Origin of the sequence: Gluconobacter vitians, assembly GCF_015244565.1 — a bacterium.
GTDB classification, from domain to species: domain Bacteria; phylum Pseudomonadota; class Alphaproteobacteria; order Acetobacterales; family Acetobacteraceae; genus Gluconobacter; species Gluconobacter vitians.
Genome location: NZ_JABCQG010000001.1, coordinates 116,237 through 135,046 on the forward strand (window position 1 = coordinate 116,237; position 18,810 = coordinate 135,046).

Genomic DNA, 18,810 nt, shown 5'->3' on the forward strand with positions numbered 1-18,810 from the left:
AGTTTCGCAAAATCCGGAAATTGATCATGGTGCTTTTTCGCTATCCCCGTCCTCTGCCATCCGAGATCACTCCAAAGGAGATGTATCTCTCCCGGCGCAGTCTCATTGGCGGGGCTGCAGCCTTTGGGGCTCTGACGACTGCGGCGCGTGCCGCCGCGCTTCAGACGCATCCCGGGCCCTATTCGGGGGGCCTCACGCCAACGCCTCACGATGACGTGACCCACTACAACAACTTCTATGAATTTGGCATGGACAAGGGCGATCCGGCTGCACATTCGCAGGACTTTCATCCCCTTCCATGGACGCTCGAAATCACCGGGCTGGTCCGAAAGCCCGTTCGGCTGGACATCGACCAGCTTTTGCATTCTCCGGCGATTGAAGAGCGCATCTACCGCATGCGCTGCGTGGAAGCCTGGTCCATGGTGATCCCCTGGGATGGCATTCCGCTTGCATCTCTTTTGAAAGACGCGGACCCGGACCCCAGAGCCACGTATGTCGCTTTCGAGAGCGTTCTGCGCCCGTCAGAAATGCCCGGTCAGAACGAAGGTCTCTCAGGCATCCAGTGGCCGTATGTCGAGGGATTGCGGCTGGACGAGGCCATGAACCCGCTGACTCTGTTGGCGCTCGGTATCTATGGGGAGACCCTGCCGAACCAGAACGGCGCGCCCATCCGTCTCGTTGTCCCGTGGAAATATGGCTTCAAGGGCATCAAGTCGATCCAGCGCATCCGCCTGCTGGACCACGAGCCCCCGACAACGTGGAACAGACTTGCTTCGGACGAATATGGCTTCTACGCCAACGTCAATCCACAGGTTGATCATCCCCGCTGGAGCCAGGCGACAGAGCGCGTTATCGGGTCACACTCCCTGTTCGGTGCTACGCGACAGCCAACCCTGATGTTCAATGGTTACGGTGAACAGGTCGCAGATCTGTATCGCGGCATGGATCTGCGGAAAAACTTCTGATGCCGACTGACGGAGTGCGCGTCATTTCTCCTATGGGCGCAAAGCTGAAGAAGCACTGGCGTGTCGTTTTTTATCCGCTTGGCATGACACCAGCGGTCTGGCTTGTCTGGCAGGGTCAGCACGGCGCACTTGGTGCGGATCCGGTCAATGTCTTTGAGCGGTCACTGGGCCTGTGGGCTTTCCGATTTCTGCTAGTCTGTCTGGCTCTCGCACCCTTGCGGCGTTTCACTGGCCTGAACCTGCTTCGGTATCGGCGTCTGACCGGCCTGCTGGCCTTTTTCTATGCCACCCTGCATCTGCTGGCCTATGCAGGGCTGGACCATGGATTTGACTGGGCTGTGCTGTGGACGGATGTCACGCACCGCTATTTCATCATTTTCGGAATGAGCGCGCTCATCATGCTCATCCCCCTGGCGCTGACATCCAACCTGTTCTCCATGCGTCTGCTAAAGCGGCGCTGGAAGCTCCTGCACAGTCTGATTTTTCCCGCTGCCGTTCTGGCCGGGATACATTTCTTCCTGTCCTTCAAGACGCTGAACAGTGTCTCCGCACCATACCTTGCCGCATTGGCCATCGTCCTGCTGAGCCGCTTCCTGCCGCGTTTGCAGGCAGGAAGCAGGATCTAGACAACAGTTTTTCAGCAGAAAGGTTCAGGTTGTTGGACGTAATGCTGCGCGGATCTTGGGGGACAGTTCCGTCAGCGCCGAACGACGCTGGGCCAGCATGTCGGACGGGAACGGCTTTGTTGGGAAATGACACCCATCTGCCAGAAGCAGCCCATCGGGCAGGTGGGTAATTTCGCCGGGCCGGAAATCAAGTCGCGAAAGCGGAATTCCGCAAGCACCCAGAACGGCAATATGGGCGCTGATCCCGAGCGTCAGGACCAGTTTGAGTCTGTGCATGTTCTGCAGCTCCTTACAGAGCGCGGTGCTGCAAGTTTCCAGCTCGGAAGGCAGAGCTAAAGGCTGGGGAGAAAGCGGCTGCATGACGGTCGTAATTCGCCCTATGATGGAGTCCGGCCCGGCGTTCGCAGCATCGAAAACGATCTGGTTGGCTTTAAGGAAGGACCCCAGGGTGCTCGTGGCTTCTTCCGGATCAAGACAGACGATCAGCAGTTCTGCCGATAGTGGCCCGATGCCCGGCCGTACACCTTCCGACGCGGCAGGAGGTGGAGGCGGGGCGGTGATCGTTCCGGTAGAAGCCCGAGGTGTCATGAATCGCTGGTCTCGTCACTGTTGATATCGGCCGGATGACGAACGGGCCCCTGCCGCGGGGAATTGCGCGGCTCTGCCTGACGGCGTGTGAACGACGGTGCAATATCTGCCAGTTCAACGAACTGGTCTGCCTGACGTCGCAGGTCGTCCCCGATCATCGGGGGCGTCGAGCGCATCGAGGAAATGACCGTAACCCGGACCCCGCGCGCCTGCACCGCTTCCACGGCGCGCCGCAGGTCAGAGTCACCACTCACGATCACGGCGTGATCGAGGCGGCCGGCCTGCTCCAGAAGATCCACTGTCAGTTCGACATCCATGTTCCCCTTGATACGCCGTCTTCCTGAATGATCCGTAAACTCCCGCGCATTTTTCAGCACGAGATGATAGCCGTTATAGGCCAGCCAGTCGGTCAGGGGACGGAGCGGGGAATAATCGTCCGTCTCGGGCATGGCAGCGTAATAAAAGGCACGCTGGAAAAGACATTCGGATTCAAACAGTTTGCGCAGGCTGCGGAAATCGACTTCGAAACCCAGGTTGCGGGCTGCGTGGTGGAGGCTGGCGCCGTCGATGAAAAGGGCTGTGCGTTCGTTCTGGCGCAGAAGCATAATGGTAATCCTGGTATGTAAAATGTTTTCCCCTGTGCGACAGGGGCAAAAGCTGCCTTCCAGCTGCGAACGAGCTTGGATACACTCAGGTTCAATTCCGGAGGTGAGGCAGGTGCGGATTGCAATCGCATGAACCGCATGTTATTGCCAGCATTCTCTCTTATTTTATTCCTTAGTCTTACCCGAAGGGGGCCTGTCGCATGGCGCGCGTAACCGTCGAAGATTGCATCGAGAAGGTTCCTAACCGTTTTGAACTGGTTCTGCTCGCTGCCCAGCGTGCACGCGGCCTGTCGCGCGGTGAGGAAATCCGTCTGGATCGTGAAAACGACAAGAACACGGTCGTTGCCCTGCGCGAAATCGCCGAAGACAAGGTAAGCCTGCCCGTTCTTCGCGAAGGTATCATCCGTTCCCTGGCCCGTGCGCCGGAGCCGGAGCCTGTTGACGAAGAAGTGCTGGATCTTATCCCGACGGACCAGAATATTTTCGGTCTGCAGGATGTCTCCACCGAAGAAGAACACGCCCATATGGCCGAGAACATGTCCGCTGACGAAGCGGCAGCCATCGAAGCCGAACTGGGTGGCCGGGGTCGCCGCTGATTTCTGCCAGGGTTCATTGAAAGGAGGACATGCTTCATGCCTGATGCATCTCCTCCAAATGCGCTCTCGCCCGTGGCATCCGGCGATTTCAAACCGTCCATTGCCGGACTGCTCAGACGGATTGAAAGCTACGATCCGTCAGCCGATCTGTCCCGGATCGAAGCCGCCTATGATGTTGCGGCCAATGCTCACAATGAGCAGCGTCGCGACAATGGCGACGCCTACATCACCCATCCCATCGCTGTCGCCAATATCCTTGCCGGTTTCCGCATGGACGCGACGTCCATCATGGTGGGTCTGCTTCACGATACTGTTGAAGATACCGGCGTCTCCTGTGACTCCTTGAAAGCCCGTTTTGGCGAAGATGTTGCAGCGCTTGTTGATGGTGTAACCAAACTTACACGTCTTGAGCTCCAGTCCGACCGTACCAAGCAGGCCGAGAACTTCCGCAAGCTCGTTCTCGCCATGTCGCGGGATATCCGTGTCCTGATCGTCAAACTGGCCGACCGTCTGCACAACATGCGCACGCTGCATTACGTGCAGCGCATGGATCGCCGGCAGCGTATCGCGCGCGAGACCATGGATATCTATGCGCCTCTGGCCGAGCGCATCGGTATGGATCGCGTCAAGACGGAGCTTCAGAACCTTTCCTTCGCCCAGCTTGAACCCGAAGCCGACGCGACGATCCGTGCCCGTCTGAACTTCCTGCGGGGGCAGGGGGCAGATGTCATCGAGCAGGTCCGTCAGGAACTGATGGCCCTGTGCGCCGAAAGCGGGATCGACAAGGTCGAAGTAACAGGGCGCGAAAAATCGCCCTATTCGATCTGGGAAAAAATGCAGCGCCGGAACGTGGCGTTCGAGCAGCTCTCGGACATCATGGCGTTTCGTCTGCTCGTTCCCACACGCGACGCCTGTTACATGGCGCTGGGCGCGATCCACGGCGCCTATCCCATGATCGCCGGGCGCTTCAAGGATTACATTTCCACGCCCAAGGCCAACGGATACCAGAGCCTTCATACCGGCGTGACTCTGCGTCATCCGCGCAACCAGAAGATCGAGGTCCAGATTCGGACCGCCGAAATGCACGATCTGGCTGAAAACGGTGTGGCGTCGCACTGGGCTTATAAGGAACATGCGACCCCGAGCGAGCGCGAAGCCGCGGCCCTGTCTTCGGCCTTTGGCGCACCGACCCGCAAGCTGCGTTGGGTGCAGGATCTGCTGGAAATCCTCGAGGATAGTCAGGCGCCTGACGAATTCCTCGAAAACACCAAGCTTGAACTCTATCAGGACCAGGTTTTCTGCTTCACCCCCAAGGGGCAGCTGATTTCCCTGCCGCGTGGCGCAACGCCCGTTGACTTTGCTTATGCCGTGCACAGTCAGGTCGGCGATACCTGCGTGGGTGCAAAGGTCAACGGTCGTCTGATGCCTCTGCGGCACGAGCTACAGAACGGCGATCAGGTCGAGATCATGACGGCCCGTGGCGGCACGCCATCCCCGTCCTGGGAGCGGTTCGTCGCAACCGGCAAGGCGCGTGCCCGTATCCGGCGCTTCGTGGCGCAGCAGCAGCGTCAGGTCCATCTGGATAATGGCCGCGCTGCCATTGCCAAGGCGTTTCGTCAGGAAGGCGTGGACGGCTCTGAAAAAGTTCTCGACGGCATCCTCAAGGAACTGCGTCAGGCGTCGGTGGAAGACCTGTACGTCTCAGTTGGAAATGGTCAGCTCGGCCCCAAGGATGTGGTCAATACGGCCTATCCGGAACTGCGTCAGAGCGTGCGTGCGCCGAGAATGGTGCCGGGCCTGTCCCCGCGTTTCGGCCAGTCCCTTATGCTCGGCGCAGGGCATGCCGGTTCCAAGAATACGGCGGCCCATTCGGGAAGTACGATCAAGGGAATCGGTTCGGGTATCGCTGTCAGCTTTGCGGGATGCTGCCGTCCACTGCCGGGTGATCCGATCGTCGGGATCATTGCACAGGGCAAGGGCGTGACCATCCATCGTCGTGGCTGCCAGAACCTGTCCAGCTTTGCCGATACGCCCGAACGCTTTCTGGAAGTGGACTGGGATTACGAAGCCCTTGGCCGCCGTCAGGGTGCAGAACCCTATACAGCCCGCCTGTCTGTCGTGGCTGCCAACGAGCCTGAAGTTCTTGCGACGCTGACCAATGTTGCGGCCAAGCATAATGGCAGCGTCATCAACCTCAAGATCGTGAACCGCCAGCTCGATTTCATGGAAATCCTCGTGGATCTTGAAGTGAAGGACCTGCGTCATCTGTCGTCTCTGATCGCAGCGTTCCGCACGGCCGTGGGTGTCATGCAGGTCGAGCGCGCCAAGGGATGAACACGTGATCCTCGGCATGGGAACGGACCTGTGCATGATCTCGCGTATTGAACAGAGCGTTGAACGTTTTGGTGACCGCTTTCTCAAACGTGTTTTCACTGAAGCCGAGCGAACCCACGCTGATCGTCTTTCGGGCGCTGCGCGGATGGGCAGCTATGCCAAGCGCTGGGCTGCGAAAGAAGCCTGTGCAAAAGCGCTGGGAACCGGTTTTGCGGACGGCGTTCAGCTTCAGGACATCGGGATCTGCAATGGCCCGAGCGGCGCCCCGGAACTGCGTCTTTCGGGAGGCGCGCAGGAAGCCCTTCAGCGACTGACGCCAGCAGGACAGGGCGCACAGCTTCTTGTCAGTCTGACCGATGATCCTCCCTTCGCACTTGCGCAGGTCATCATCCAATCCGTTCCTCCGGGATCGGCTGCGCCGATTGAAGCGCTCGCCAATGCCGTCAAGCTGCGTTAAGAGCGTCTCATGACCAAGGAGAACAGGCCCGTGCAGGGTTCAGAAAGCGCTGGCGACAAGCCCGCACGCCGCGAAGAGACGCTGGGCGAGAGCATCCGCTATTTCTGCGTGCTGCTTCTGGCTGTCTTCGCCGTGCGGTCGCTTGTGGTGGAGCCTTTCAACATCCCGTCCGGCTCGATGATCCCAACGCTTCAGATTGGCGATTTCGTACTGGTTTCGAAGTTCAGCTACGGGTACTCGCGCTTCTCGTTTCCGTTCTCCCCAAACGTCTTCAGCGGCCGGATTCTGGGTTCCGAGCCTCATCGCGGCGATGTTGCGGTCTTCCGTTTTACGCGTGATACGTCCGTGGATTACATCAAGCGTATCATCGGCCTGCCCGGCGACCATATTCAGGTTACGGGCGGCAAGCTGATCCTCAACGGTATCGAAGTCCCCCGTACGTCACTGGGTCACTACGAAGTTCTGGACGAGAACAACCGGCTTCTCAGCGGCGACCGCTACCGCGAAAGCCTTCCCGGAAGCGCCGGACGTCCGACCGTCGAGCACGACATCCTCAAACTGACGGATGAGGGCTTTGCCAACGACACGCCTGAATATGTCGTGCCGGAGGGATCGTTCTTCGCCATGGGCGATGACCGTGACGACAGTGCCGACAGTCGTTTCCAGGGCGATGGTCCGGAGGATCTGGGTTTTGTCCCCATGCAAAATCTCGTCGGTCGCGCGCCTATCGTCCTGTTTTCCATGGATATGCGGCATCCGGCCTGGCAGTTCTGGTACTGGCCGACCGAGATCCGCTGGAACCGTTTTCTGCACTCTGTCACATGAAACTCACTTCTTCCGAAGCCCTCGTCTCCATGCAAACGGCGCTTGGGCATAAGTTCTCAAAACCCGAACTGCTGAATGAAGCCCTCACGCATCGTTCCGCCGTTTCCGGGCGTGATCCGCGTCGCTCGCGTCGGAACCAGCGGCCCAAGGGCAGCGGCTCAAATGAGCGCCTCGAATTCATCGGGGATCGGGTTCTCGGTCTGCTGATGGCCGAATGGCTGCTGGAACGCTATCCCGACGAACAGGAAGGCGCCCTCGGTCCCCGTCACGCTCATCTGGTATCGCGCACCGTGCTGGCTGAAATCGCCGATCAGGTCGGTCTTTCGGCCTCGCTCCAGATTTCCCCGCATGAAGAAGATGCCGGCATCCGGCGCCTGTCCAGCATCCGTGCGGATGCGATGGAAGCCCTTCTTGGCGCGCTCTATCTGGATGGCGGTCTGGAGCCGGCCCGCCGAGTGGTGCGCCAGTACTGGCAGTCCCGCATCGACAGCGCCGACCGACCTCACAAGGAGCCCAAGACCCTTTTGCAGGAATATATGCTCTCACAGGGCCTGCCGCTTCCGAACTATGAACTCCTGTCCTCGGAAGGCCCATCCCATGCGCCGGTATTCCGTGTCAGCGTCACGACAATGGGGCATACGGGAACGGGAGAAGCCGGCAGCAAAAGACTGGCGGAAAGTGCTGCGGCGACTGCGCTATTGAAACTCCTCGGTCAGAATGTGGCATCCTGAGATGTCATCAACAAAGGATCAGAACATGACCACGCGCTGCGGTTTCGTGGCTCTCGTCGGCGCCCCGAATGCGGGGAAGTCCACCCTGCTCAACCGGATTGCCGGAGCCAAGCTGTCCATCGTCAGCCCCAAGGCCCAGACGACCCGCTTCAGGACGCTCGGCATCGTCATGCAGGACAATGCCCAGATCATCCTCGTGGACCTGCCGGGTATCTTCAAGCCGCGCCGCCGCCTCGACCGGGCCATGGTCAACGCGGCCTGGTCGGGTTCGCAGGATGCGGATCTAACCCTGCTGCTGGTGGATGCAAAATCCGGCCTGCGAGAAGATGTCCGCGAGATCATCGCCAAGCTGTCTGAAAGCAAGGGCCGCATCTGGCTTGTGCTGAACAAGACGGATCTGGTGGAGCGTGGTGAACTGCTGCCCCTGACGCAGGAAATCAGCGGCCTCATTAAGGTCGAGCACGTCTTCATGCTGAGCGCGCGTTCGGGCGAGGGTGTCAGTGACCTGATGGCGCGTCTGGCGACCGAACTGCCCGAAGGCCCGTTCCTTTATCCTGAAGACGACCTGACGGACCTGCCGGACCGTCTGCTTGCCGCCGAGCTGGTTCGCGAGCAGATCTTCATGCAGACGCATGAGGAAATCCCCTATCAGGCTACGGTCGAGACCGAGAGCTTCCAGGAGCGTCCGGATGGTTCGGTACGGATCGAGGTGACGATCTATGTCTCCCGTCCCGGCCACAAGGCGATCCTGATCGGCGAGGGCGGCCACAAGATCAAGTCCCTCGGCGCCCGGGCGCGGATGGAGCTTCAGGAGCTTCTGGACCGCAAGTGCCATCTGTTCCTGAACGTCAAGGAACGCGCGGGCTGGGACGAGGAAAAGGCCCGTCTGCGCGCCATTGGCCTCGATGACTGAAAAAGACAGGTGCCGGAGCGTTCGAAATCCGGCATCCTGACATCGCTTGTTCCAATCCCGCCACGTCTGTATGACAGGCGCACGTCAAGACACATCCAGCCAGAGACGGGCATGATGACCGAAAATCGAGAACAGAGCCCCTCCTACAAACGCGTCCTGCTCAAGGTGTCCGGTGAGGCACTTATGGGCGACGGACCGTCAGGGGTAGACCCCGTAATGGTGGACATGGTTGCCGCCGACATCGCCGAAGTGGTGGCTTCCGGAGTGGAAGTCTGCCTCGTCGTCGGTGGTGGCAACATTTTCCGCGGCCTCGCAGCCGCAGCCAAGGGTATGGACCGCGCGCAGGGCGATTATGCCGGCATGCTGGCAACCGTCATTAACGCACTGATGCTGCAGAACGCGCTTGAGCGTCGCGGCATGGAAACGCGCGTTATGACGGCAATCCAGATGGCCGCCATTGCCGAGCCCTATATCCGCCGCCGCGCCGTACGCCATATGGAAAAGGGCCGCGTCGTCATTTTCGCAGCCGGCACCGGCAATCCGTTCTTCACGACGGACACTGCCGCCGCCCTCCGCGCCAACGAGATGGAATGCGATGCGCTCTTCAAGGGCACACAGGTGGACGGCGTCTATTCCGCCGATCCGCGCCGCAACCCGGACGCCCAGCGCTATGACCAACTGACCTATCTCGAGGTCCTGGCCCGTGACCTAAACGTCATGGATGCCGCCGCAATCAGCCTTGCGCGCGAAAACAGATTGCCCATCGTGGTCTTCAACATGCATGCTCCCGGCTCCTTCAGTGCCGTGCTGCGTGGCGAAGGGCTCTTTACCAAGATCATCGAAGCGGACTGAGCTCCGTATTTTCAACGAAATTTTCAGGATATGTCCTGAGACCAACGTCGAACTGAAAGGAACAGCCCGTGCCTGCTGACCTGAATGACCTTCTCGCCGATCTGACCCGCCGCATGGACGGCGCAATCGAAAGTCTGCGCCGGGACCTCTCCGGTCTGCGTTCGGGCCGTGCCAGCCCGAACCTGCTGGAGCCGGTGCGCGTCGAAGCCTATGGCTCCGAAGTCCCGCTTTCGCAGGTCGGTTCCATTGCCGTTCCCGAAGCCCGCATGCTGACCGTCTCCGTCTGGGACCGTACGGTTGTGGGCGCCGTCGAGCGTGCCATCCGTGACAGCGGCCTCGGCCTCAACCCGGCTACGGACGGTCAGACGGTTCGCGTTCCCATTCCGGCCCTGACCGAAGAGCGCCGCAACGAACTGGCCCGTGCCGCCAGCCGTTATGCCGAAAACGGCAAGATCTCCGTGCGCGGCGTGCGTCGTGACGGGATGGAGCAGACCAAGGCACTGGAAAAGAAGAGCGAGATCAGTCAGGACGACATGAAGACCTGGACCGATGCCATCCAGAAGCTGACGGACCAGTACATCAAGAAAGTGGACGATATTTTCGCGGACAAAGAACGCGAGATCAAACAGGTCTGATTGCGCATTTGTCTGCAGGCTCTCTTCCTCGTCACGACCGCATTGTCTCTTCTCCGGCAGGAGGCGGTGTGAACGTCGTCCCCGTCCATGTCGCCATGATCATGGACGGGAACGGCCGCTGGGCGCGTGCGCGCAAGCTTCCCGTGGCCGCTGGTCACCGCCAGGGCGCGGAATCCGTACAGCAATGTGTCCGTACGGCCATCCGTCAGGGTGTGCGTTACCTGACGCTCTATGCGTTCTCATCGGAAAACTGGCGTCGCTCGGCCGAGGAAGTCGGGGATCTCACATCCCTGCTGCGGTTCTATCTGCGGCACAAGATCAACGAACTGCATGCCCAGGGCGTGCGGCTGCGGATCATCGGTGAGCCGGAGCGGTTTGAAAGCTCCCTACGCGAGGAACTGCGCCGCGCCGAAGCCCTGACCCTGCACAACACGACTCTGACGCTGACGCTTGCCCTGTCCTATGGCGGGCGAGCGGACATCGTTCAGGCCGCCCGCCGTCTGGCTGAAGACGCTGTTGCCGGAAAGATCACGGCCGACAGCATCAGTGAGACCATGCTCGACGACGCTCTCCAGACCGGTGACATGCCCGATCCGGATCTTGTCATCCGCACCAGCGGCGAGTGCCGTCTTTCCAATTTCCTGCTCTGGCAGAGCGCCTATGCCGAACTGGTCTTTATGGACGTGCTCTGGCCCGATTTTGGTGAAGCCGAGTTTCTTGACGCCCTTGCGCGCTTTGCAAGCCGTCAGCGCCGTTTTGGCGGACGTCCGGCATGAGCGCCGCCTCCGCCAGATGGTCGGACCTGCGTCTGCGCCTGCTCTCCGCCGCGGTGCTGATCCCGGTCGCAGCCTTCTGCATCTGGAAAGGCGGCCCGGTCTATGATGGCCTGATCCTGCTGGCGATGTTTGGTCTGGTCTGGGAGGGTGAAACCCTTATCCGCCAGCCGCTGAAAACATGGCGTGGCATCCTTCTGCTGGCCTGGCCTGTCATCGCCGGTCTGGCTGCCCTGAAAGGGGAGTGGAGCGCTGCATTCTGGATGATCTGGCCCACACTGATCTTCGGCTTCCCGGCCAGTGTTCCTGTCGTTATCGCCATAATCGGTGGCCTGTCGCTCCTGTGGCTGCGTCACCTGCCCTTCGGAATGGCCTCTGTTCTTTTCGTCCTGTCTGTCGTCATCGCGAGTGACAGCTTTGCCTATCTGACGGGACGCATTTTCGGCGGGCCCAAACTGGCTCCTTCCATTTCTCCCGGAAAAACCCGTTCCGGTGCGATCGGCGGCCTTCTTGGTGCAGCTATTGCTGGTGGACTGGTCGCCTGGTTGACTGCATCCGGGACCCAGTGGGGCGGCCTGATCTGCGGTGCTGTCCTTGGTATTTTTTCCCAAAGCGGCGACCTACTGGAAAGTGCCGCCAAGCGGCGCCTTGGCGTCAAGGACTCCGGCCGCCTCATTCCCGGGCATGGCGGCCTTCTGGACCGGTTCGATGGCCTTCTCGCCGCGGCTCCTGCCGCAGCCCTGCTGTCGCTTCTGGTGGCGGCACAACCCTTCTGGTCCATTCTTCCTGCAGATCTGACTGGCGGCTCTGCACATCCATCCATTTCTCAGGGGAGCATTTCTCATGACTGACGGTTCTGCACGTCGTCGCATCACGGTGCTCGGCAGCACCGGCAGCATTGGAACGTCCACGGTCGATCTGCTCGCCCGTATTCCGGACCAGATCGAAGTGCGCGCGCTGGTTGGTGGCTGTAACGCTGCGCTGCTCGCCGAACAGGCCAAGCGTCTGAATGCCGAAGTCGCCGTCATTCATGATGAACGCCGCCATGAAGAGCTGAAATCCTGCCTCGCCGGCACGGGTATCCGGACCGCCGCCGGTCGTCAGGCCGTCATCGAGGCCGGCGCCATGGAAGCCGACTGGACCATGGCGGCCATTACTGGTGCCGCAGGTCTGGAGCCAACGCTTGCTGCCGCCCGCAATGGTCATGCTGTGGCCCTCGCCAACAAGGAAGCCCTTGTCTGCGCTGGTGACGTTATGCTCCGCGCTGTTGCCGAAGCGGGTGCCACGCTTCTGCCGGTCGATTCGGAACACAACGCCATTGCGCAGTCCCTTGGTGGCTGTGACATGGACAGCGTCGAGAAGATCATCCTAACGGCTTCAGGCGGTCCGTTCCGCAAATCCTCCATCGAGGAAATGCGCGCCGCCACGCCTGAGAAGGCTCTGAAGCATCCGACCTGGTCGATGGGTGCCAAGATCACGATCGACTCCGCCTCCATGGCGAACAAGGGGCTGGAAGTCATCGAAGCAGCCCGTCTTTTCGGTCTGACCGAGGGCCGGATCGACGTTCTGGTTCATCCGCAGTCCGTCGTGCATGGTCTGGTCCAGTTTCGCGATGGCAGCCTTGTCTCCCAGATGGGCTCGGCCGATATGCGTATTCCCATCGCTCACACCCTTGCCTGGCCAAAGCGCATGGCCACGCCCTGCGACCGTCTCGATCTGGCCGCTTATGGCCGTCTGGAGTTCGAGGCGCCTGATGAAGTCCGCTTTGCCCCTCTGCGTCTTGCGCGTCAGGTGCTCAGGGCAGGGGGCGCTGCACCGGCTGTCTTCTCGGCTGCAAACGAAGTCGCGGTGGATGCCTTCCTGAACCGTCGCATCGGTTTCCTCGGTATTGGCGAGACCATCGACGCAGCCCTTCAGGCCATGGACGAAAATCCCGAGCTCACCACCCTCGATGAGGTGCTACATTGGGATGCGAAGGGCCGGGCTCTTGCGGAAGCACATATCCTGCGGGCGAGCGGTCACTTGCGAAATGATGTGAGCGAGACCGCCCTGAATGCATGACCTTTTACGTACCATTCTGGCCTACGTCCTGATTCTGGGCATTCTCGTTTTCATTCATGAACTCGGGCATTATCTTGCTGCGCGCTGGCGTGGTGTGAAGGTTGAAACCTTCTCTATCGGCTTTGGTCCCGCCATCCATCGCTGGCACGACAAATCCGGTACCGAATGGCGGATCAGCGCCATCCCGCTTGGAGGGTTCGTCAAGCCGCATGGCTTTGAGGGCCCCGAAGATGCGACCGAAGAACAGAAGGCCGCCTGGATTCCGGGCCGGACGTTTCATGACAAGCCGGTTGGCTCGCGGGCACTCGTCATCGTCATGGGACCGGTCTTCAATTTCATTTTCGCGATCCTGGCTTTCACCGTCCTGTTCGCGGTCGTCGGCAAGCCTGAAATCCATGGTGACATTTCCCAGGTCACTGCCGGAAGCCCGGCGGAACATGCAGGCGTAAAGCCTGGCGATGTCATTACCAGCATCGGCAACACGCATATTCTTGGCGCCGAGGATGTGATGTCCACCGTTGCAGCCCATCCCGGTCAGCACACGACCCTTGGTATCCATCGGGGCGCCGAGGATCTGACCCTGCCTGTGACACTGGATACCCTGAAGAACAATGGCCACGAGATGGGAAGTCTGGGCGTTGCCTTCGCGATTTCCCGTGGCCGACCTGTCTCACTGCCCTCCGCTTTCATCATGGGAATGCAGGAAACATGGGACAAATCGGTCATGACGCTTGAAGGCGTCTGGCAGATCATCAGCGGTCAGCGAAGCGCGAAGGAACTGGGGGGTACGATTCGCATCGCGCAGCTCTCCGGACAGGTCGCAAGCTATGGTCTGGCGAGCATCATTTCCTTCATGGCGCTGCTTTCCATCAATCTTGGCCTGATCAATCTTTTCCCAATTCCCGTGCTCGATGGTGGCCGTCTCGTGTTCTATGTCTGCGAGGCGATCCGCGGGCGGCCGGTCTCCCGGCGGGTCCAGGAAGTGAGCATGCAGGTCGGAATGGCCCTGATCGGCGCGCTTTTCCTCTTCTCAACGGTCAATGATCTGACCAACATCGGACTGTTCCACTGGCTCTTTCACGCAGTAAGCTAAATATTCTGAAAAGACTTGTGATACAGTTGAACACGTCAGGGCATCTTGCGCGGGACAGGGGTTATCGGATACCTCCGCCAATGGCATGACGTGTCAGTCGCCTGCAAAAAATATGTTACAAGGAAAGCCGGTTTGTCAGGATCACGGTCAAGAGGTTCCCGGTCTTCGAACATGCGCTTGATGCTGCTTGCATCAGCCTGTCTGCTGCCGACGGCCCTCGGAGTAGCCGAGGCGCGCTCCGTTCGTCATCAGGCGCCGACAGGGGCCTCTGCTCCGGGTGGAAACATCATTCAGGCTATCTCGGTAAAGGGTAACACCCGCATCGAGACGAGCACGGTGCTGTCCTACATGGTCGCCCAGCCGGGTGATACGTTCAATCAGGACGATCTCGACCGCTCGCTGAAGACACTTTACGCCACCGGCCTTTTCAAGGACGTGACGCTGCATCGTGACGGCAACACGCTTCTCGTGGACCTAGTCGAAAACCCGATCGTCAACCGTATCGTGTTCGAGGGGAACCATGCGCTGAAGGACGAGGATCTCCGCAAGGAAATCAGTCTGCGTCCCCGCGCCGTGTTCTCATCCCAGACGACCGCCGCCGACCGTCAGAAAATCCTGAACCAGTACGCCGCAAAGGCCCGCTTCGGCGCGACCGTCACCCCGCAGATCGTCAAGCTGTCCCACAACCGCGTGGACGTGGTCTTCAATATCAATGAAGCCCAGCAGACGCTCATCAAGAAGATCGTCTTCGTCGGTAACCATGCTTTCAGTGAAGCACGCCTCGCGCAAGTCATTTCCTCCAAGGAGTCGATCTGGTACCGTTTCTTCTCGTCTTCGGATGAATACAATCCGGAACGCGTGAAGTACGACGCCGAGCTTCTGCGTCGTTTCTACCTGCATAACGGCTTCGTCGACTTCCATATGGTCGATGCGACAGGCGAACTCGCACCTGATCACAAATCCTTCTACATCACTTTCACGCTTCATGAGGGTGACCGCTATCGTCTGGGCAAGATGGATGTGCGCTCCAGTGTCCGTCACGTGACGCCGGAAATACTCCGTCCGCATATCGAGCTGTTCAAGCATCAGTGGTATGATGGCACCGCGATCCAGAACAACACCAAGAACATGCAGGAATGGCTGCAGGCCACGGGGCATCCGTTCGCCATGGTGCGTTCGGAAATTGCCCGGAACCCTGAAAAGCATCTCGTCAACCTGCTGTTCGACGTGACCGAAGGTCCGCATGTCTATGTCGAGCGTATCGACATTAATGGCAACACCATCACCCATGATGACGTGATCCGCCGGAACCTGCCGATGGCGGAAGGGGACCCGTACACCCCGTTCGACCGCAAGTATTCCAAGCTTGGTCTTCAGGATCTCGGGTATTTCAAGTCGGTCTCCGTCGACCAGACTCAGGGCTCTGCGCCTGATCGTGTGAACGTATCTGCGAACGTGCTCGAAAAGCCCACCGGTGAGTTCTCCCTGGGGGGCGGTTACTCGACGGACGTCGGCGTCCTTGGCAACGCCTCGATCAAGCAGCATAACCTGCTCGGAACGGGTGTGGATGCCGGTATTTCCGGAACGGTCGCCTACTATGAAAAGCAGGCCAATATCTCCATTACCGATCCATACTTCCTGAACCGTAACCTTGTGGCGGGCGCGGACTTCTATTTCATCCAGAACAACTATCAGACATATCAGAGCTATAAGGAATCTCAGTACGGCATGAGTCTGCGACTGGGTTATGCCTATAACCGATACCTGTCGCAGTCCTGGAACTACACCCTCGTTGATCGTCAGGTCGGCAATTTCTACGACGCTGCCGCTGTGGCGCAGGATCCCAGCCTGATCCAGTGGGTCCCGTCGATCTACGTCCAGCAGTCAGCCGGCTGGTCGCTGCTGTCCCAGCTCAGTACATCCATTACCTATGACCGCCGCGATCGCCGCATGAACCCGCATACCGGTTACATGTTCAAGATCGCCGGTGACTTTGCCGGCATTGGCGGAAACTCCAAATACGGCCGTGTAAAAGCAGATGGTGCCTACTATCTTCCGCTTGACGATCTGACCGGCAACCATGACTGGACTTTCCAGTTCAAGGGTGGCGTCGGTTACATGGGTGACTGGAGCTCCAGCGGTAACCGTAACATCATCGATAACTTCTATCTTGGTGGTGAAAACCTGCGTGGCTTCCTCCAGGGTGGTGTCGGTCCGCGGTCGGGCCACATCAAGATCAACGGCCAGTATGTTCCAACTCAGGGACAGGAAGATCTTCTGGGTGGCCGTTTCATGTATACGGCGTCTGCACAGCTCAACTTCCCGCTGCCTATGGGTGATGATCTGGGTATTTCGGGACGTGGCTTCATTGATGCCGGTAGCCTTGCCGGTATCCGTGTCAAGCATAACTACCGGGATTTCGCCCGTTACGGCCAGCCGAATTACTACTTCACCCCGATTACCGGCGATAACCTGATCCCGCGTGTCTCGGGTGGTCTTGGTGTGTCATGGAAGAGCCCGTTCGGTCTCGTCAACATCGATGGCGCCGTGCCGATCCGCAAGGAACATGGTGACCGTCTGTATCCGCTGCGTTTCGGTTTTGGCCAGCAGTTCTGATCTGAACTGTTCGAGACCTTGCCGTCCTGTTCTTCAACCCCTTCCCAAGAGGTGGTCATGACCCTTACTTCCCTGATGCGCACGGTCTCGGCCGGCGCGCTTCTGGCTGCGACGATTCTTGTCTCCACATCGGGCGCCCATGCCCAGGCTGCTGGTGGCAATGGCGGCTGGTTTGTTCCCAAAGCCGCCCATCCCAATGCTCCGGCGCCCCGCCCCGTGCAGCGCCGTGTTCCTGTTTCGGTTCCTGAGGAAGAAAACGACTCTGCTCCGGTTGAGCAGCAGCAGGCGCCTCCGGTTCTTCCGCTGCCTCCGATCCCGGCACCGCCGACCATTGCCAAGGCCTCGCCTCCGCCGGCAGCTGTCATCGGCGTGATCAATGTTCAGGCCGTCATGCAGATTTCCAGCGCCTGGCAGGAAATCCAGCAGGTTCTGGGTGCACGTCGTGACCGTCTGGCTCAGGCTGTCCAGCGTGAGGAAGCCGCATGGCGTGGCGAGCAGCAGAAACTGCAGGCACAGGCCCGTACCCTGACATCGGATCAGATCCAGCTGCGTGAGCGTCATCTTCAGGAGCGCCGCGCCAAGGATCAGCATGATTTCGGCAATCAGGCCCGCCTCATCCAGGAAGCTGCCCAGGTCGCTATGCACCAGATCGAGCGTGAACTGGAAGAGCCCAACGGCATCATCGCCGCGGTCGCTGCTGCCCACAACATGAACCTGATCCTGCATGCAGAGCAGGTCGTGTTGCATGTTGGAGGTCAGGACATCACGGAGGAAGTTGGCACGCAGCTCAACAAGACGCTGCCGCATGTCTTTATTCCCGATGATGGCGTTGATCCCGAGCAGCTTGCCCGTTCCGGCAAGATGCCCACCACAGCCGATGAACAGCGACAGGCCCAAGGGCCCCAGCAGGAACCTCCGGCCGCCGCGCCGAACGAGTCCGTTCTTCGCCAGCATCACTGAGGCGACAGGTCGTGTCTGATATTTCAGCGAAGGAAAGCCGCCCGGGCGACAGCCGTTTCTTCCAGCGCTCCGGGCCCTTCGGTCTGGAGCGTCTGGCAGAGGTGTCGGGCAGCACGATCGTTCCGGCAGCATCGGGGAAGGGGCTCTCCGAGTTCCGTGGCGTAGCGCCCTTGCATGTCGCTGGCCCGGACGAGATCAGCTTTCTCGACAACCGCCGCTATCTGCCGCTTCTGGCCGAAACAAAAGCCGGGGCAGTCATCCTTTCTCCGGCTTTTTCCGATAAACTTCCGCCCGATACGGCAGGGCTGGTCTGCAAGGCGCCCTATCTCGCCTGGGCCCGCATCGCCACGCTGTTTCATCCGGCGCCCTCATCCACTGGCGTCCGTCATCCGACGGCCTGGATCGCAGAAGATGCCGAGATCGGCGAAAATGTCGAAATTGGCCCTTTCGCCGTTATCGGCAGCGGTGTCCGTATTGGTCGTGACAGTATCGTCGCAAGCCATGCCAGCATCGGCCAGAGCGTTGAAATCGGTACCCGGTGCCGCATCGGTGCTCACGCCGCCATTTCCCATGCCCGGATTGGCGATCGCGTAACGCTCTATCCCGGCGTGCGTATCGGCCAGGATGGCTTCGGTTTTGCAGTCGGTCCCGAAGGGTTCGAGACTGTCCCGCAGCTTGGTCTGGTCGTGCTGGAAGATGGCGTGGAAGTCGGCGCCAATTCGACCATCGACCGGGGTTCCATGCGTGACACCCTGATCGGGGCTGGCACCCGCATCGATAATCTCGTGCAGATTGGTCACAATGCCCGTCTGGGACGCTGCTGCATTGTCGTCTCTCAGGCCGGGATTTCCGGCTCCACGGAACTGGGTGATTTCGTCACCATCGCGGCACAGGCCGGCCTGATCGGGCATATCAAGATCGGCTCGAAGGCCCGGATTGGTGCACAGTGCGGTGTCATGTCGGATGTTGATGCCGGAGCCGATGTCATCGGCAGCCCTGCGATGCCGTTTCGCGAGTTTTTCCGGAATGTCGCTACGCTGCGTAAACTTTCCCGCAAAAGCGGCGACTAGCCCTTCTGCGGCGCGGATGGTAACTCCCCCCCAGGTTTGCTAAGGGAAGCCATTCGCGCTGCCACAAGGCAGCTACTGACACAGACAACACCGCTTGAAGGGCATGGTGA

19 protein-coding genes are annotated in these 18,810 nt (G+C 59.8%); 17 read left to right on the forward strand and 2 right to left on the reverse strand.

Annotated features, from left to right (window positions below; all coding sequences use genetic code 11):
* Positions 1–26: 26 nt before the first annotated feature.
* Positions 27–965, forward strand: coding sequence for a protein-methionine-sulfoxide reductase catalytic subunit MsrP (gene msrP, locus HKD24_RS00595; protein ID WP_194258551.1), 939 nt, complete (start codon positions 27–29; stop codon positions 963–965).
* Positions 965–1,591, forward strand: coding sequence for a protein-methionine-sulfoxide reductase heme-binding subunit MsrQ (msrQ, locus tag HKD24_RS00600; protein ID WP_228124070.1), 627 nt, complete (start codon positions 965–967; stop codon positions 1,589–1,591). Before msrP ends, msrQ begins: the two co-directional genes overlap by 1 nt.
* Before the next feature lie 24 nt (positions 1,592–1,615).
* Here msrQ and HKD24_RS00605 read toward each other — a convergent pair whose 3' ends face one another.
* Together HKD24_RS00605 and HKD24_RS00610 are read right to left on the reverse strand one after the other, a co-directional pair.
* Positions 1,616–2,179: a uracil-DNA glycosylase family protein gene (locus HKD24_RS00605; protein WP_194258552.1), complete on the reverse strand. Its 564-nt coding sequence runs from the start codon at positions 2,177–2,179 to the stop codon at positions 1,616–1,618.
* Positions 2,176–2,784, reverse strand: a complete 609-nt coding sequence (locus tag HKD24_RS00610; RefSeq protein ID WP_194258553.1) for a LabA-like NYN domain-containing protein — start codon at positions 2,782–2,784, stop codon at positions 2,176–2,178. Before HKD24_RS00610 ends, HKD24_RS00605 begins: the two co-directional genes overlap by 4 nt.
* 200 nt (positions 2,785–2,984) lie before the next feature.
* Between HKD24_RS00610 and rpoZ the strand changes: the two genes are divergently transcribed.
* The 15 genes from rpoZ (at position 2,985) to lpxD (ending at position 18,700) form a co-directional block, all read left to right on the forward strand.
* Positions 2,985–3,380, forward strand: coding sequence for a DNA-directed RNA polymerase subunit omega (rpoZ, locus tag HKD24_RS00615; protein ID WP_024716831.1), 396 nt, complete (start codon positions 2,985–2,987; stop codon positions 3,378–3,380).
* A gap of 36 nt (positions 3,381–3,416) precedes the next feature.
* Positions 3,417–5,714: a RelA/SpoT family protein gene (locus tag HKD24_RS00620; RefSeq protein ID WP_194258554.1), complete on the forward strand. Its 2,298-nt coding sequence runs from the start codon at positions 3,417–3,419 to the stop codon at positions 5,712–5,714.
* Positions 5,715–5,718: 4 nt separating this feature from the next.
* On the forward strand, positions 5,719–6,171 hold the full coding sequence (gene acpS, locus HKD24_RS00625; protein WP_194258555.1) for a holo-ACP synthase: 453 nt from the start codon (positions 5,719–5,721) through the stop codon (positions 6,169–6,171).
* Positions 6,172–6,180: 9 nt separating this feature from the next.
* Complete coding sequence (lepB, locus tag HKD24_RS00630) at positions 6,181–6,996, forward strand: signal peptidase I (protein ID WP_228124071.1); 816 nt, start codon at positions 6,181–6,183, stop codon at positions 6,994–6,996.
* Positions 6,993–7,727 carry a ribonuclease III gene (rnc, locus tag HKD24_RS00635; RefSeq protein WP_194258556.1) on the forward strand — a complete coding sequence of 245 codons (735 nt, stop codon included), beginning with the start codon at positions 6,993–6,995 and terminating at the stop codon, positions 7,725–7,727. The genes lepB and rnc overlap by 4 nt, the downstream gene beginning before the upstream one ends.
* Before the next feature lie 25 nt (positions 7,728–7,752).
* Positions 7,753–8,640 (forward strand): GTPase Era, encoded by an 888-nt coding sequence (gene era, locus HKD24_RS00640; protein WP_194258557.1) that lies wholly within the window; start codon positions 7,753–7,755, stop codon positions 8,638–8,640.
* A 111-nt stretch (positions 8,641–8,751) separates the two neighbouring features.
* The gene (pyrH, locus tag HKD24_RS00645) at positions 8,752–9,492 is read left to right on the forward strand and encodes a UMP kinase (protein ID WP_194258558.1); all 741 of its coding nucleotides are present in this window, start codon (positions 8,752–8,754) and stop codon (positions 9,490–9,492) included.
* A 113-nt stretch (positions 9,493–9,605) separates the two neighbouring features.
* On the forward strand, positions 9,606–10,127 hold the full coding sequence (gene frr / locus HKD24_RS00650) for a ribosome recycling factor (protein ID WP_228124090.1): 522 nt from the start codon (positions 9,606–9,608) through the stop codon (positions 10,125–10,127).
* Positions 10,128–10,222: 95 nt separating this feature from the next.
* The gene (gene uppS / locus HKD24_RS00655) at positions 10,223–10,903 is read left to right on the forward strand and encodes a polyprenyl diphosphate synthase (protein ID WP_407646336.1); all 681 of its coding nucleotides are present in this window, start codon (positions 10,223–10,225) and stop codon (positions 10,901–10,903) included.
* A complete protein-coding gene (locus HKD24_RS00660; protein WP_194258561.1) occupies positions 10,900–11,751 on the forward strand; it encodes a phosphatidate cytidylyltransferase in 852 nt (283 codons plus the stop codon). Before uppS ends, HKD24_RS00660 begins: the two co-directional genes overlap by 4 nt.
* The gene (gene dxr / locus HKD24_RS00665) at positions 11,744–12,961 is read left to right on the forward strand and encodes a 1-deoxy-D-xylulose-5-phosphate reductoisomerase (protein ID WP_194258562.1); all 1,218 of its coding nucleotides are present in this window, start codon (positions 11,744–11,746) and stop codon (positions 12,959–12,961) included. Before HKD24_RS00660 ends, dxr begins: the two co-directional genes overlap by 8 nt.
* The gene (gene rseP / locus HKD24_RS00670) at positions 12,954–14,054 is read left to right on the forward strand and encodes an RIP metalloprotease RseP (RefSeq protein ID WP_194258563.1); all 1,101 of its coding nucleotides are present in this window, start codon (positions 12,954–12,956) and stop codon (positions 14,052–14,054) included. The genes dxr and rseP overlap by 8 nt, the downstream gene beginning before the upstream one ends.
* A gap of 171 nt (positions 14,055–14,225) precedes the next feature.
* Positions 14,226–16,670: an outer membrane protein assembly factor BamA gene (gene bamA, locus HKD24_RS00675; protein WP_194258564.1), complete on the forward strand. Its 2,445-nt coding sequence runs from the start codon at positions 14,226–14,228 to the stop codon at positions 16,668–16,670.
* Positions 16,671–16,727: 57 nt separating this feature from the next.
* Positions 16,728–17,630, forward strand: coding sequence for an OmpH family outer membrane protein (locus tag HKD24_RS00680; protein ID WP_194258565.1), 903 nt, complete (start codon positions 16,728–16,730; stop codon positions 17,628–17,630).
* Positions 17,631–17,641: 11 nt separating this feature from the next.
* Positions 17,642–18,700 carry a UDP-3-O-(3-hydroxymyristoyl)glucosamine N-acyltransferase gene (lpxD, locus tag HKD24_RS00685; protein WP_194258566.1) on the forward strand — a complete coding sequence of 353 codons (1,059 nt, stop codon included), beginning with the start codon at positions 17,642–17,644 and terminating at the stop codon, positions 18,698–18,700.
* Positions 18,701–18,810: the final 110 nt, after the last annotated feature.